The organism is Microbulbifer mixtoriginis (SeqCode) (genome assembly GCF_052467945.1).
Map to the genome: position 1 here is coordinate 1,189,966 of NZ_CP174328.1, position 14,383 is coordinate 1,204,348.

10 protein-coding genes are annotated in these 14,383 nt (G+C 47.5%); 8 read left to right on the top strand and 2 right to left on the bottom strand.

Annotated elements, in window-relative coordinates:
* Positions 1-253 precede the first annotated feature (253 nt).
* Both ACJJIJ_RS05355 and ACJJIJ_RS05360 read left to right on the top strand, forming a co-directional pair.
* Entirely contained in the window at positions 254-1,408 is a 1,155-nt protein-coding gene (locus tag ACJJIJ_RS05355; protein ID WP_444938834.1) for an acyl-CoA dehydrogenase family protein, read from the top strand.
* 269 nt (positions 1,409-1,677) lie between these two features.
* The gene (locus tag ACJJIJ_RS05360; RefSeq protein WP_444938835.1) at positions 1,678-3,690 is read left to right on the top strand and encodes an alkyl/aryl-sulfatase; all 2,013 of its coding nucleotides are present in this window, start codon (positions 1,678-1,680) and stop codon (positions 3,688-3,690) included.
* 322 nt (positions 3,691-4,012) lie between these two features.
* Here the strand turns inward: ACJJIJ_RS05360 and ACJJIJ_RS05365 are convergent, their stop codons facing one another.
* Positions 4,013-5,542 carry a flavin-containing monooxygenase gene (locus ACJJIJ_RS05365; protein ID WP_444939566.1) on the bottom strand — a complete coding sequence of 510 codons (1,530 nt, stop codon included), beginning with the start codon at positions 5,540-5,542 and terminating at the stop codon, positions 4,013-4,015.
* Positions 5,543-5,653: 111 nt separating this feature from the next.
* Here ACJJIJ_RS05365 and ACJJIJ_RS05370 point away from each other — a divergent pair, with 111 nt between their 5' ends.
* On the top strand, positions 5,654-6,670 hold the full coding sequence (locus ACJJIJ_RS05370; protein ID WP_444938836.1) for an AraC family transcriptional regulator: 1,017 nt from the start codon (positions 5,654-5,656) through the stop codon (positions 6,668-6,670).
* Here the strand turns inward: ACJJIJ_RS05370 and ACJJIJ_RS05375 are convergent.
* On the bottom strand, positions 6,664-8,235 hold the full coding sequence (locus tag ACJJIJ_RS05375; RefSeq protein WP_444938837.1) for a DUF1254 domain-containing protein: 1,572 nt from the start codon (positions 8,233-8,235) through the stop codon (positions 6,664-6,666). The two genes, ACJJIJ_RS05370 and ACJJIJ_RS05375, sit on opposite strands and share 7 nt — an antisense overlap.
* Positions 8,236-9,209: 974 nt before the next feature.
* Between ACJJIJ_RS05375 and ACJJIJ_RS05380 the strand changes: the two genes are divergently transcribed.
* From ACJJIJ_RS05380 to ACJJIJ_RS05400, 5 genes are all read left to right on the top strand, one after another.
* Complete coding sequence (locus ACJJIJ_RS05380; RefSeq protein ID WP_444938838.1) at positions 9,210-10,682, top strand: class I adenylate-forming enzyme family protein; 1,473 nt, start codon at positions 9,210-9,212, stop codon at positions 10,680-10,682.
* 150 nt (positions 10,683-10,832) lie between these two features.
* Entirely contained in the window at positions 10,833-11,981 is a 1,149-nt protein-coding gene (locus ACJJIJ_RS05385) for a type III PLP-dependent enzyme domain-containing protein (protein ID WP_444938839.1), read from the top strand.
* Positions 11,982-11,984: 3 nt separating this feature from the next.
* Positions 11,985-13,025, top strand: coding sequence for a hypothetical protein (locus ACJJIJ_RS05390; RefSeq protein ID WP_252085535.1), 1,041 nt, complete (start codon positions 11,985-11,987; stop codon positions 13,023-13,025).
* The gene (locus ACJJIJ_RS05395) at positions 13,022-13,858 is read left to right on the top strand and encodes a hypothetical protein (protein ID WP_252085536.1); all 837 of its coding nucleotides are present in this window, start codon (positions 13,022-13,024) and stop codon (positions 13,856-13,858) included. The genes ACJJIJ_RS05390 and ACJJIJ_RS05395 overlap by 4 nt, the downstream gene beginning before the upstream one ends.
* Positions 13,855-14,382 carry a hypothetical protein gene (locus ACJJIJ_RS05400; RefSeq protein ID WP_444938840.1) on the top strand — a complete coding sequence of 176 codons (528 nt, stop codon included), beginning with the start codon at positions 13,855-13,857 and terminating at the stop codon, positions 14,380-14,382. Before ACJJIJ_RS05395 ends, ACJJIJ_RS05400 begins: the two co-directional genes overlap by 4 nt.
* Position 14,383 lies beyond the last annotated feature (1 nt).

Genomic DNA, 14,383 nt, shown 5'->3' on the forward strand with positions numbered 1-14,383 from the left:
TAATAAACAAACAAGGTTGCCGAGACGGTGGGGGAGAGAGCACTCTTAGGTATCTTTCTGGGATAAGCTCGAACAGGGCTACACACCTAAACACTTCCCAGCACCGCAAACCTTTCTATTGATTGCAGATTTCCCAGGGGAAAATGGCGAATTGGCAACCAATGTCTGCCAGGATTTTATTATCCTCAACATTATGAGTGAGCGGTGCCCTGTGCCGCCCATCCAACCGCGATAACGATAAAGTAGGTACTGTATGGATTTTTCACTGAGCGAAGAGCAGCAGATGATTCAGGATGCGGCGCGTCAGTTTGCCGAGAGCGAACTGAAGCCCATCGCCGCAGAGCTCGATAAAACCGGTAACCGCGAGTTGATGCTGGCCAAGCTGAAAGCCTTGGCTGAACTGGGTTTTATGGGGATCAATATCGATTCCAACTACGGTGGCACCGGTGCCGGCACCATAGCTTTCAGCCTGGCGATTACCGAGCTCGCCCGCGGCTGCAGTTCCACGGCTACGACCACTTCTGTTACCAATATGGTGGCCGAGGTCATCCAGGCCGTCGGCAATGAAGAGCAGCGACAAAAGTATTTACCCAAGATTTGCAGCGGTGAATATGCCGCGGGTTCTTTTTGCCTGACAGAACCGGGGTCAGGTTCCGATGCCGCAGCCATGCGCACCCGCGCCGTGAAAGACGGTGACGAATATGTGCTCAGTGGCAGCAAACTGTTTATCAGCAGTGCTGAGTTCGCTGGCATTTTTGTAGTTTGGGCAGTAACCGATCCCGAGGCGGCCAAAGGCAAAGGCATTAGTTGCTTCCTGGTGGAGGCTGGCACACCGGGTCTGATTATCGGTAAGGCCGAGGAGAAGATGGGGCAGAAGGCGTCTGTTACCAATGAAGTATCCTTCGACAATTGCAGAATCCCCGCCGCCAATCTGTTGGGTGCAAAGAACCGCGGTTTCCGCATTGCCGCCGGCGAGTTGGCCGGTGGGCGCATTGGTATTGGCTCACTAGCGCTGGGCATCGGTCTTGAGGCATTGGACTGTGCTCGCAGTTACATGCACGAGCGCGAGCAATTCGGCAAGAAGTTGGCGCAATTCCAGGGTTTGCAGTGGCAACTGGCTGATAAATATACCGAGTTGGAAGGTGCTCGTTTGCTGTTGTTACAAGCCGCATGGCAAAAAGATGCCGGTCAGGCATTCGGCCCTGCGGCCTCTATGGGCAAGCTGTTTGCCAGTGAAAAAGCCAATGAAGCCTGCTACCTGGCCCTACAAATTCACGGTGGGGTGGGTTATACCCGCGAGTATCCGCTGGAGCGTATGAGCCGCGATGTACGCATTACCACTATTTACGAGGGAACTAGCGAAATACAACGCCTGATTATCGCCCGGCATCTACTCGATGTGCGTTGATGGATTTATGTAGCCAGTGACTTGTGGCCCTGGGGAGGTGGACTATTTCCGACTTGCCCAGTGCCCCCGGAGCCGCACCTTATAGTGTCCCAGCCAGGACACCCTAGCTGGCCCCGCCTTTCTTCGCGGGGTCAGTTCCAAACGATTGCCTTCTACCTGCCTATAATCCCTCCTGTCCTCTATAGGAGAGTTTTGGCCTCTATCATTATTTTTTGTTTATCGACAGGTCCGCTGCAGGGTTTGGCGCGGCTTAAGATCGGGTGAGAAAAATGAAAAAACACCAAAATAGTTTCACTAAAAATACTACTCTCATCTTATTTTTGTTGTTTTCCATCCCTTACTCACTGCTGGCACATGAACCAAAGCCTGCCAGCGTGATTACAAAAAAAGCAAATCAGGCAGTGCTGAAAGAGCTGCCCTTTGCCAATCGAGAGGATTTTGCCGATGTAAAAAGGGGGTTTATTGCCCCGCTTTTGAATGACGGCATTATCAACAATGAAAAAGGCAATCAAGTATGGAATCTGCAGGCCTTTCAGTTCGCGAATGATCAACAAGCCCCAGCCACCGCTAATCCAAGCCTCTGGCGCCAGCTCCAGTTAATTTCCCAGGGCGGTCTCTATGAAGTGATTCCGCATATTTATCAGGTACGCAGCGCAGATCTTTCCAATATCACTTTTATTGAAGGGGATACCGGGGTCATTGTTATGGATCCCTTAATCTCTACGGAAACCGCAAAAGCCGGCTTGGATTTATATCGTGAGCACCGGGGAAATAAACCGATAGTGGCAGTGATTTATACCCACAGCCATGTCGATCATTACGGCGGTGTACGTGGGGTAGTTAATGAGGAGGAGGTAAAATCTGGCAAGGTGAAAGTGATCGCACCCAAAGATTTTTTAATTGAGGCGGTCAGTGAAAATGTGTTTGCCGGTAATCATATGGCACGCCGTGCCAGTTTTATGTATGGCAACCTTATACCCAAAGGCCCAATGGGTACTCTGGGATCGGGCTTGGGGCTGGAAACGTCCACAGGTACCGTCACTCTGATTGAGCCTACTGATACGATCAGTAAAACTGGTGAAACAAGAAAAATTGATGGCCTCACGTTTGAGTTTTTGATGGCACCGGGCTCCGAGGCCCCAGCAGAAATGCACTTTTATATTCCCGAATTAAAGGCGCTTACTGCTGCGGAGAATGCCACTCACACACTGCACAACCTTTATACCCTGCGCGGCGCCAAGGTGCGCAATGCCCGGGCCTGGTCCCGCTATCTCAATGAGACACTTCAGCGTTGGGGGGGGCAGGCGGAGGTGCTCTTTGCTCCACACCACTGGCCCACCTGGGGGCAGGAGAAGGTCGTCAACCACTTGAAAAAGCAGCGCGACCTGTATAAGTACCTCAATGACCAGACCCTGCGATTGGCTAATCATGGCTATAACATGGTCCAGACTGCTGAGTTAATGCAACTGCCCCCAGAGCTTTCCCAATACTGGGCCAATCGTGGATATTATGGCAGTGTCAATCACGATACCCGCGCGGTATGGAACTATTACCTTGGGTTTTTCGATGGAAATCCAGCGCGTCTCTACCCGATGCCACCCACTGCTGCGGGTAAAAAATACGTCCAATATATGGGTGGGGCCGCTAATGTCATAAAACAAGCCAAAAAGGACTATGAGGCTGGAGAATACCGCTGGGTGGCGGAGGTGTTGGATAAGCTCGTTTCTGCTGAGCCTAACAACCGCGCCGCACGTGATCTGCTGGCGAATGCGCTGGAGCAGATGGGTTACCAACAAGAAAATGGAACCTGGAGAAACTTTTTTTTAAGTGGCGCCAGGGAGTTGCGCGATGGTATAGAGCGATTGCCAGTACCATTAACAGCAAGCGCCGATACAATCCGCAGTATGCCTACCGTACTTATTTTTGATTACCTGGGGATTCGATTAAATGGTCCCAAGGCCACCGGGAAGCAGATTGCTATTAATATTAGTTTGCCGGACATACAGGAAGCTTACTCTCTTGTTCTTGAGAATGCTGTGCTCAACTACGGCCCCCCAATAGAAAAGCCCCAAAGTTTCGTTACTCTTAATCGCAATGATCTCAACGATATTATCCTGGGCGCATCCTCTATAGAGGAAAAAATGAATGAAGGTGCGGTGAAAATTGATGGGGATGTGGGGCAATTAAAGGTATTGCTTTCCCTTATGGATAAGTTTGATTTTTGGTGGAATCTGGTTACTCCAGAACCTATGAATATAAATGCTCCAGAGGAGCAGCCGTAATGCCATTTCTTATACTTCTTGTTGGAGATGGTTTAGTGTTATGTAAATCTTTGTGTTTTAAATCTTCCGGGCTTGATTCGGAGTGTTTATGGATGAAGCACCTGGGTAGAAATGCTTGAAGGTAATGGTGCTCTGGAAGAGATTGCGAACTTTAGAGTTTCTTGGAGATAAAATATAAAGATTTAATTCATGGTGATTTTTACTCTGACTGTTTATGTGTGGGCTTGTAAGGCCACATTATCTAATTTCTATAGCGAAGGTGTATTAAAAAAGATGTGTGGCCCATGATGAAAAGTTGATTTTTAATATTTGTAAGTGAGGTTCAATGAGTAGCGATTTCCTCTGTTTGATTGCTTGTTAATCGTGTTGTTTCTGGCTCTATAGCATTTTTTCCCTTCTGAAAGGTAAGGATTCCATCCGCAATAGATCCCTGTAGTAAAATTTTGCAATCCTGTTCGTAATTGTTCAGTAGGCGCCACGGATATTTATTCCCCTGGCGGGGAAGTGCATGATTACCTCTTCTGACATAACCGGAACTCAGGCTGCTCATCACAGAGTCACTTTCTGCGCACCCCTCGCTATCAACCGGTAGACATATATCAAGTTGATGCTCGTCCATATAATTGATTAAACGGCAGATGTAGCGTGCAGAGATATCTGCTTTTAGGGTCCAGGGGGCATTAGTATATCCAAACACCCAAGACATATTGGGGACACCTTCTAAGAGCACAGCTTTGTAAGTGAGCTTCTCACTGATGGGTACTTTCTTGCCATCAACACTCAGCTGCATGCCTCCGAGCACTTGGATATTTAATCCGGTAGCTGTGATAATGATATCCGCATCGATCTGTTGCCCTGATTCCAACTCGATACCCTGTTTGTCAATGGCTTTTATCTCCCCAGTTTCTACTGAGGCTTTGCCTGATTTTATTGCTGCAAAGAAATCATCATCGGGCACTGCGCAAATACGTTGATCCCAGGGGCTGTAGCTCGGTGTGAAGTGACGCATATCAAAGTCGTTGGGTAGGCTTTTGCGAACACCCCGCAGGAACAGTTTACGCATAAAATGTGGCCAGTGTTTAGAAGCCTTAAAGAGCCAGCGTTGTATTTTTATATTTCGCCAGCGCGCAAAATTAAAAACCCAGGATTTTGGTAGAAACTTTAGTAACAGCGCCGAGAGTTTATCGAACGCGGGTACGGAAATAACATAACTAGGAGAGCGCTGTAACATGGTGACATGCTTGGCTTGATCAGCCAGGGCGGGTACCAGGGTAATAGCGGTGGCACCACTGCCAATCACAACAATTTTTTTGTTTTGGTAATCCAGTTCTTCCGGCCAGTGCTGGGGGTGGATGTAGTCACCCTGAAACTGTTCGGCACCAGGAATTTTTGGGAGATATCCCTGGGAATGATCGTAATACCCGGTACATGAGATTAAAAACTTACAGCTGTAGTAACAGGGCTTGCCGCTCTGAGTATTGCTTCCCTGCAGAATCCATAGTTCTTTTTGGCTATCCCAGTTGGCGCTGAAGAGGTCGACATTAAAGTGAATATCTCTACTAACTGCATACTCGTCTGCAGTATCAATGAGGTATTGGCGGATAGAGGGTCCATCAGCCAGTACTTTCAGTCCCGGCCATGGGCGGAAGTCAAAGCCAAAGGTGAACATATCTGAATCCGAACGAATACCTGGGTAGCGGAATAAATCCCAGGTGCCTCCGATTTGAGAGCGACGCTCTAGGATGGCAATTTTCTTGGAGGGGCATTCGCGGCGCAGGTGGCAGGCGGTTCCGATACCGGAAAGCCCGGCTCCAATAATTAGCAAATCAAAGTGAAGTGGTTGCAAAATCATCATCCTTCTTGTGTCTTTAGACGCAATAGACTGCGTAGATGTGGAGCCTTTTTATTGCTACATTGCGACAAAAAATTATCTTGAGGCGTCAGCTGGCGCCCTGGAGGAGCAATGGGTAGTTTGATACGAGCCAGTGTGCTTACGGGGTATAGCGAACTGGCATCGGAGCTTGGAGGAGATGCCCGCACATTTCTTACGAAATTCAGTATTCCTGAGGATATTGTCATATCGGATAGCCGCTTGCTGTCACACTTGGAGGTAGCGCGCTTGCTGGAGCTAACCGCCGAGCGGTTACAGTGCGCTGACTTTGCCCTTCGTCTGGCAGCAAGACAGGGGGTCGATCGATTGGGGGGGATTGCGGTGATAGCCTGCAACTCCACTTCGGCCAGAGAGGCGATTCTGGTGGTGGCTAGATTTATGTCATTGCACAGCCCCGCTATTCACTTGCGGATTGAATCGGTCCCTGGTGGTACTTTAGAGCGCCTGGTATTCGATCAACTCGATCCGGCTTTATCGTGCTTTCATCAGATCCATGAGCAAACCTTGGGGAATGCGCTGGTGATGTTGCAAATGCTGATGGGCGCGAATGTGGCACCGCAGCGAGTCCTGTTGCCACATGCCGCTCTGACCGATCCCGCCGATTACTTTGAATACTTTTCCTGCCCGGTGGAATTCCTTTCCGGTTACTGCGCCATGGAGTACCCGGCAGAGCAGCTGGATACTCCGCTCGCTTGTGCCGATCCGGTTACCAAACGGTTGGCCATCAATTATTTAGAGCAGCAGTCTGTTTCTTCTGATGCCTCTCTGAGTACACAGGTTAGGGACTTGATGCGGCAATTGCTGCCTACTGGCCAGTATCAGGTGGGGGTGGTCGCGGCCCACTTAAGTCTGCACCCACGTACTCTGCAGAGACGTCTGGCAGGTGAGGGTTTGCGCTTTGATGCCTTGTTGGACCTGGTGCGCAGGGAGATGGCTGCGGAGTACTTGGCAAATACCGGGCTGGCTCTGGGACAGATTACCGGGCTGCTGGGATATGCGGAGCAGAGCACTTTTCAGCGCGCTTGTCGGCGGTGGTTTTCGGATACGCCGCGTAACTACCGTCGCCGGCTGGCCCCTGCCGATCAATAGTCTGTGGGCTCAACCTCTCCTGGGCGCCAGGTCTTCTCTAGCCAGGGCCCCAGGGGGCCATAGAGTCGCAATATCACAAAAAAACCCTTGCCCGGTACTGTCTCCAGCCAGTTGTGTTCGAAGCCCTTGGGGGCTTGGGGACCAAAGTAGATATCGTAAGAGCCGTCGGAATTTTGTTTGACCCCTTTGCTCTGGCTGCTTACCGAGGGGAATTTCTGGCTTGTCTTGAGCTGTGAGCGGGTCTGGCTGTCGTAGATATTAACGGCCCAGAAAGCGTTGACAGGCACCTCCGGCGGTAAGTGCAGTTTGTACTTCTTGGTGCCATCGAAGGGCTCCTTATTTTCATCGACAAAGGCGATGGCGTAATCAGAGCCCTTGCCGGGCTCAAGGGCAATCATTGCCGGACTTACCCCAGTGTAGGGGTAGAAATAGCTGACCCGTGCATCGCTATTGATGGTTTTGCCATCGGGGCCATTAAAGAAAATATTCTTGCCGGGAAATGCCATTACCCAGGCGCTGTCGGTGCCGGGGTAGATCTTGATATCGGCAAGGGATTTGTCGGTGCGGGGATACCAGACGATAGAGCGGGCGATGCCATTGCCGATGGCAACGGCATCGGTAAGGATCTTGGTCATGCGTTCATCGGGGCTAAACGCTTTGCCTTTTTCGATACCAATAGAGGCAAACAGGCCGCGAGTTTCCGGGTTCAGCATGCCAATCCATTCGTACTGAATGACTTCATTGAGGTGTTTATAAAATTTGTAGTTGTTGGGATGAATGGTATTGAAGGCCTTGCCCGAAGCGCTAATGAACACCATCGGCGGGGGGGTTCCCTTTCTGGAGAGGGGGTAAATCCTGAGGTGGTCTTTGACACTTTGGGCGGCGGCTTCCAATGGCTGTTCCCCAGGTGAGCGCATAAATACCCATACTCGAAAAGAGCGAGGGTAGACGGGAAAATACCCAAAGGGCAGATTGCCTTTGTAGTCTGGCGGAAGAACCAGATATTTACCGCCGCGCCCTTTATCTGGCCCGGAGCGACCAATGTCCTCCACATAGCGGAACCAGGCATCATTAAATGCTCCCGAAACCCCTGGTGGTGAATGCAGCACAGTGGGGCCATCGCGCTTGAGATCCAGAAAGGCGAGGGTGTAAATCGTCGATGTGTTTCCGGTTAGAAATAGAGATTCAGAATTCATCAGCCGATCAAAGATTAAAACCTCATTGGCGGCTTTAGCTCCCAGCTCACGAGCGCCTTTCATTAATCCGTGCACCGAGGCCCCTTGAATGCCTTTTAAGAAGCTATCTACTGCACGCATATGATCCAGGTAGTCGTAGAGTTTCTCTGCCGTATCGGGATAAGGGGCGCCATCGCGAAACTTGAGCAGCCCAATGCTGCTTTCTACTTTATCTGGTGTACTGATGGATTCTACAGACTCCCTACTCACATCAGCGCTTAGGTTAGGATGCAATAGCGCAATGAGGATTAATGGAGTGAGAAAAATCATCCGCGAGGTTATGTTGGATTTTTGCGGCTGGTGGGTGAGCGGCAATGGCCAACTGTTCAATCTCAATTCCTCTTTGATTTTCTATGACAGCTCATAAGACTGATGCAGTAAAAACTCGGGCTGCAAATCACATAAATCATCTTTATCGTTTACAACTTCTGTAGCGAGATGCATTGACCGGAATGCGATTCAAAAAACTATCGACGCAAGCACATCCTGGGAAATATTTAGTGACTGATGGTTCAGGTTTTTGCGGCGGCTGGAAGCCAATAAATCGGCTTCTGCTTTGCCTATATTGTTTCCAGTGAAACTATTTGTGCCGCATGAAATTAAAAGCCAAGTGAATCCCGCAAGACTCTTCATGATCAAAACCAAGCGTTGGTCTGATTATATTAGCCGCTACTTCTAAAAGCCTTTTTTGGCTTAATTTTCCACCAATTCTTGTTAAGGGTTTGGCCATTAGCCTGATGGAAGTGTCGCCAATAACTCCTCAAAGAGCGCACTGGAATGGCTGTGTTGCTTCTGAGTTCGTGGTGCTTGATGGATTTAATGCCGAGAAGCACAGTAAATAATTTTTTTGTTAGATGTTTAATGTAACAAAAGGTCAACAACTTAAAGATATAATGTCAATTTCAAAAGTTTAGGTTGGCCATGTGACTATTGAGAGTGGTGAGATACTTTAGAGATAAACCTCATTAATAATGGAAATAATTTGCACATTAATAACCGATTTGCGGAATTCAAGGTGTCACTAAAAAATAGTTTCCCTTTGCTGCTCACCAATAAAATTATTTTTCTGCTGAATGTCCTGTTCAATAATAATCAAAAGTCAACATAAAAAAAATTTAGGAAATTATGACTTTCCTGAACTGCATGAGCCGGAATGAAAACTTCATCACAGGATTTCAAGATAATGCTTGTCATTATGGAGAGCTCACTTTATAAAATGATCGTGCCATCTAGGTAGCTCCAGTTTCTTTTTTGGGGGGAAGTCGGGAGCTATAGAATAATTTTTAAAAAAAATATTTGGACTAATGATGTTCTCGCTTGCCGACCTGTTCGATAGGGTTATTAGTGGCTTCTGGAGTGGAAGCCTTGAAAATCTGACTGGGGAAAACTTATCAAATCAATGCTGTGAGAGGGCTCTGTCTCTTTTGCAGTTGGCCGATACTCCGTTGGTCCATGGAGACAGGCTGGTAATCAGAGCGCAAAACGATATTCCTACAGTGGCAACAATGTTGGCGGCCTGGCACCTCGGTTTGGTGGTGGTTCCCGTCAAGGGTGATGCCTCACAATCCGCAGTGAGTGCAATAGCAAGCGACTGCAATGCCAAAGCCATTGTGGAAGGTGAAAAAGTTATTTCGCTGGCTACTTATCGATCGCAGCAGCGATTATTTGAACTCAGTACACCTGTCAGGGTGACAGGTGTTGACCTGGCCCTCATTATCTACACCTCGGGAAGTACCGGTAAGCCAAAGGGCATAATGCTCACCCACCAGAATGTGCTTACTTCTCTGGATTCACTCTCGCAGTATCTTCGCTTGGCTGAGACGGATCGCATACTCTGCCTTTCACCATTGTCATTTGATTACGGTTTATACCAGGTGTTGTTTGCCCTCAAAACGGGGTGCTCAACAATTCTTTACGATAAAACGTTCAACCCTCTTCATGCTTTGAAAGTAATATCTGATCAGAAAATTTCAGTGTTACCCATTGTTCCGGCGATGGGGGCTTCCTTGGCGAAAATTTTGACACTGGTAAAACCTGATCTTTCTGTACTTCGCGCTTTAACCAATACTGGTGGGCACCTACCTGAGTATGTCATTCGCACTTGGAAAGAATATTGTCCGGCGCTCGATGTTTTCTCAATGTATGGTCTCACTGAGTGTAAAAGGGCCCTTTATCTGGAACCGGAACTTTGGGAGCAGAAGATGGGGTCTGTGGGTAAGCCTATTCCCGGCCTAGATGCTCGAATTTTTCTGATGGATGCCGGTACCAACGCCTATAGAGAGGCCGAGGCCAATGAAATTGGTGAGCTTTTCGTGCGTGGCTCCGGAGTTATGCAGGCATATTACGATCCCTGTGCTCAAGGGGGGGCACAAATCTTTAATGGTCTGTACCGGGATGATAACTGGCTTGCTACTGGCGATTTATTTAGTCGGGACCAGGAGGGTTTCTATTACTTCAGGGGGCGCTCCAAGGATCTGATCAAGCAAGCAGGTTTTTGCCTTTTCCCCAAAGATTTGGAAGCCGTAATTGATACATGCCCGTTGGTACACCTCAGTGTAGTGCTCGGTTCTTTAGATAAGTTTCAAAATGAGGTTGCGGTTTGTGTAGTTGAACTGCAGGAAAACACGCCCGAAAATCAACAGCAGCTCAAAGTGTGGTTGAAAGAGAATCTGGATGCTGATTACACTCCGAGGGAAGTGCGATTTGTTGAATCAATCGACCTAACAGCAAACGGCAAAATTGATAAGAAAAAACTTGAACAAGAGCTTCAAGCATGAGTTTTCTCAGTTGGAAATACTGAGACTATTTGGTCGGCGGGCAGCGTACTAGCTTATTAATAAATAATATTTTAGACCGGTAAGTCGTAAATACGGCTGAAATATTTGTGCCCTATATAAGAATGAATTTAAATTTATCCTGGTGATATCATGAAAGCTTCATTGGAAAAGCTCGTTGCCCAGCTGGGCCAGCAAAGGCAACACTTTTCAACACCGTGCTATGTCTACTCCCTAAAAGATATTGCCGATAACTACCAAAAACTGAAAGGCCGCCTGGGAACATCTCTCATATATTCCCTAAAGGCGAATAGCTGCCTTGATCTTGTCGTACGTAGTGGTCATGTTTTTGAAGATGGAGTTGAAATTGCTTCTGTGGGGGAGTTGAATCTTCTCCCTCGAGGTGAAAGCCCTCGCTATATCAATAACCCTTCCGCAGATAAAAGTTTCCTCAGAGCGGCAATTGCAAGTAAGTGCACACTGGTGATCGATAATCTATCCCAGTTAGAAATCGTTAAGGAGTTTCAGGGGAAGCGTCCGATTAATCCGCTGATACTTCGTTTGAACCCCAGTACCTTGGATCAATTTGAGAAGGCTCCGGTAACCACGAGAAGAGACCACTTTGGCTTTGGTTGGAGTGATGTTGAAATGGCATTGGCATTCTGTAAAAAACATGAGTTGAAAGTTGATGGATTCCATGTGTTCCGAGGATCCTATAATTTCGCAAAGCTCGCTTTTAATACTGCGCAAGCAGCTTTGCAAATAGTTGAGAAATTTGAGAGGGAGCTCGGCTATGCCATTGATTTAGTTAACCTTGGCGGTGGCTTTGATCTGGATTGGGAAAGTATTGATTTTAATTTTGAACAATATAGGGAATTACTTGGTGAATTTCCCTCTCACATAAAAATCGCCCACGAAAGTGGGCGTGCTCTGGTTGCCAGTGCGGGATATTTTGTAACTCAGATTCGCTACGTGAAATCGATAGAAGGGCAGCAGTACGGAATCTGTGATGGCGGCATGGCGCAGAACTTTCTTTTAGCGAAAACGGAAAGTACTTTTAAACGCTTCAGTCAGCCACTGATATTGCGTGGCGATGAAATATTGGAATTTGAGAGCAGTACAGAGAGCTGTTTGCTGGTAGGTACTTCCTGTAACAAGGAAGATGTGATCGGTGAAATAAAAGGCGGACCTGTACAGCCTGGTGACCTGGCTGTTTTCAGCAATTGCGGAGCCTATAACGCGAGCTATACCGTTGCTACATTCCTGAGTTTACCTTCTGCTAAATCCTACCTCATGGAGTAACTTATGGAACTGCAATCTATTGCCGGCAGCTTTGTAATCAATCAGCTTTCTTCCGTTTCTCCAGTGCCAGCTTCACTGCAAGGGCTTCTTGAGGAGGCCTGTGTGCGTCTGTTCGACGCTTCAATGATCATTGAAGACCCTCTGACAGAGCCTGCCCCTCTTCGAGAGCCATCGGTCAAGCAGCCACTAGAACAATTTGAACAAACTTTTGTTATTGATCAAATTATTGACAAGGTGCGCGATGAGGGGTTGGCCCACCATTTCCATGAAATGATAGGACTGTTTGGTTCCATCATGATGAGCCTGACGGCGACTGAAGATCAGCTGGCTCAAGTGAATAACTGGGTGGAGCAGGGGATTTTTGGTCACTTCTTGATGACAGACCCCGGTGGCCCAAGCCTGCAGAGCTGGAAGACTGAGATACAGGATGATGATGGTGTTTTGCAGCTTAATATCAATAAAATTCATGGTATAGAGGCACAAAAGCTAGGGTTTGCCATGGTTGTTGCCAAACAGGCAGCAAGGCCATTCCCAGTTACATTGATGCTGCCTCCTGAACTCTGTGCTGAATTGAAGCAGTCATCTGTTGGTGAGCCCTTCCTGGATGGCAAGCTGCAACTGGGGAACTGCCGTGGTCGTGTCCCAGTTACTAAAGAGATGCTGCTTAGCAAAGGTGGTCTGGGGAGTGTTAATCGCTTCCTGACACTTGTGCGTCCCCGTTTTGTGAAGTCTCTGATGCACTTTGTGCTTTGGTTACGAGATCAAGGGGAGGTTGAGTTGTCTGTTGCGGATCAGGAGATTGTCGAGTATCTGATTTATCTCTGTAATGAGCAAACCTCGGCCACCATCTTCTCAATGCATAGTGTGAATAGAGTGCTGGCAACAAAATTTGCCAGTAACGAATTACTTTTGCACTTGGTATCTTCGGGTAAGGTACAAAGCAAAACTCGCCAGCGGGATTTGCTGGCGTTTACCAAGATGGAAGGAAGTTCCTACCGCTGCTTTTTCGAGATTTATAGTAAGGCGAAAGGGCATCGGCTATGAGCTTATACCTGAAGTCAGCGGCATTTACCCCCATAGAAAATATTACTTTTGCAGAGAGTGGAGGCTTGCAAGAAGCCTTCGCACAAATCGGTGAAATTATATCTGAACAGAGTGCTCGTGTAACAGAGGTTATTCCAGAGGAGGTAAGGGCTGAGATTAACCGACACTTTCTTTGTTCAACCATGATTGAGCTACCTTTTACGACTGGGGCCGTTAATACGGACGATTTAAACTCTCTGAAAAATCGACCAAGTATTCCTGTGACCAGTTTTGTGAACACTTATGAGTGTGCATCCTGGGGTTACAGCCTGCGCTATTACTTGCGACAAAATCCAGCTGTACGTTATGTACTAGTCAGTATTCTGGATGCCAATGTGCTGGATTTAAGCTTTTGGCAGAGTAATGAAAATTGGGGCAGGAGCGGCTTTGGTTTATGCACATTGCTCTTGGAAGTCGACTCATTCAGAGTGGAAGATATTACAGCCGGTTGTGCGGTTACCTATAACACAACACCAGAGTTTGCAACAATTATCAGAAAGATGGCCAGTGCTGGGAAGGATCTAACTTTATCTTTGCCATTTTTTCCAGAAAACATACGACAAATATTTACCCGTTTACTCAGTAGTTTCCAGCAGCTTCCCGATCTTCATGAAAGGTGGGGGCACTGTTTTGGTAGTGATCCCTGGTTAAACATTATTAGCCACGGAGTTGAGGGTAGATTCCAAGAGGAAGAGAAGCTATTGGTATGTTCTATTGCTCTCAATGGCTATTACTGTACGGCTGAAGTTAGGGTTGACCAGGGTAGCACTTTTTACTTGGCGGAGGCGGTATGAGTAAAGTGATAGAGCTTTCCAGTAGGTTACTGCGCAATCCCTATCCGCAAACCCCTAAACTTTGCGCAGCCCAGACATTGCCCTTGAAAGGTGAATCTGATTTTCTAGCAATTTCTCAGTTACCGGTGGGTACAACACCAGTACTTTTAAGCTTTGCTGAGCACTATCAACTCTTGGTTGAGCTATTGGAGTGCTTGGATCAATCTGGGGTTTTGATCGAAACAATCTTGATGAGAATGCAGATGCCTGCTGGTGGAAGAATGCCAAAAGTATTTCTACATGAGCGGGTCTTAATGTTGCAGGATATTCAGGCTGAGGAATATATCTTACAAAGGGAGGGCAAACCGTATCTGGTTATTGAGGATAACTTGGTACGACACCCTCTGGAAGCAGGCAATAATAGTATTCACATCAGGATATCTGCTACAGAGAACTGTGAAAAATTAGTTTCTTTATACTCTGAAAAATTATTGGAATTAGGTTTTGGTTCCATTGAAAAAATGGCCAGGGAAGGAACCGCATAAA

Excerpts from the sequence above, each read along its gene's own strand:
- ACJJIJ_RS05355 (WP_444938834.1), top strand. The coding sequence starts at position 254 with ATGGATTTTTCACTGAGCGAAGAGCAGCAGATGATTCAGGATGCGGCG.
- ACJJIJ_RS05360 (WP_444938835.1), top strand. The coding sequence starts at position 1,678 with ATGAAAAAACACCAAAATAGTTTCACTAAAAATACTACTCTCATCTTA.
- ACJJIJ_RS05365 (WP_444939566.1), bottom strand. The coding sequence starts at position 5,542 with ATGATTTTGCAACCACTTCACTTTGATTTGCTAATTATTGGAGCCGGG.
- ACJJIJ_RS05370 (WP_444938836.1), top strand. The coding sequence starts at position 5,654 with ATGGGTAGTTTGATACGAGCCAGTGTGCTTACGGGGTATAGCGAACTG.
- ACJJIJ_RS05380 (WP_444938838.1), top strand. The coding sequence starts at position 9,210 with ATGATGTTCTCGCTTGCCGACCTGTTCGATAGGGTTATTAGTGGCTTC.
- ACJJIJ_RS05385 (WP_444938839.1), top strand. The coding sequence starts at position 10,833 with ATGAAAGCTTCATTGGAAAAGCTCGTTGCCCAGCTGGGCCAGCAAAGG.
- ACJJIJ_RS05390 (WP_252085535.1), top strand. The coding sequence starts at position 11,985 with ATGGAACTGCAATCTATTGCCGGCAGCTTTGTAATCAATCAGCTTTCT.
- ACJJIJ_RS05395 (WP_252085536.1), top strand. The coding sequence starts at position 13,022 with ATGAGCTTATACCTGAAGTCAGCGGCATTTACCCCCATAGAAAATATT.
- ACJJIJ_RS05400 (WP_444938840.1), top strand. The coding sequence starts at position 13,855 with ATGAGTAAAGTGATAGAGCTTTCCAGTAGGTTACTGCGCAATCCCTAT.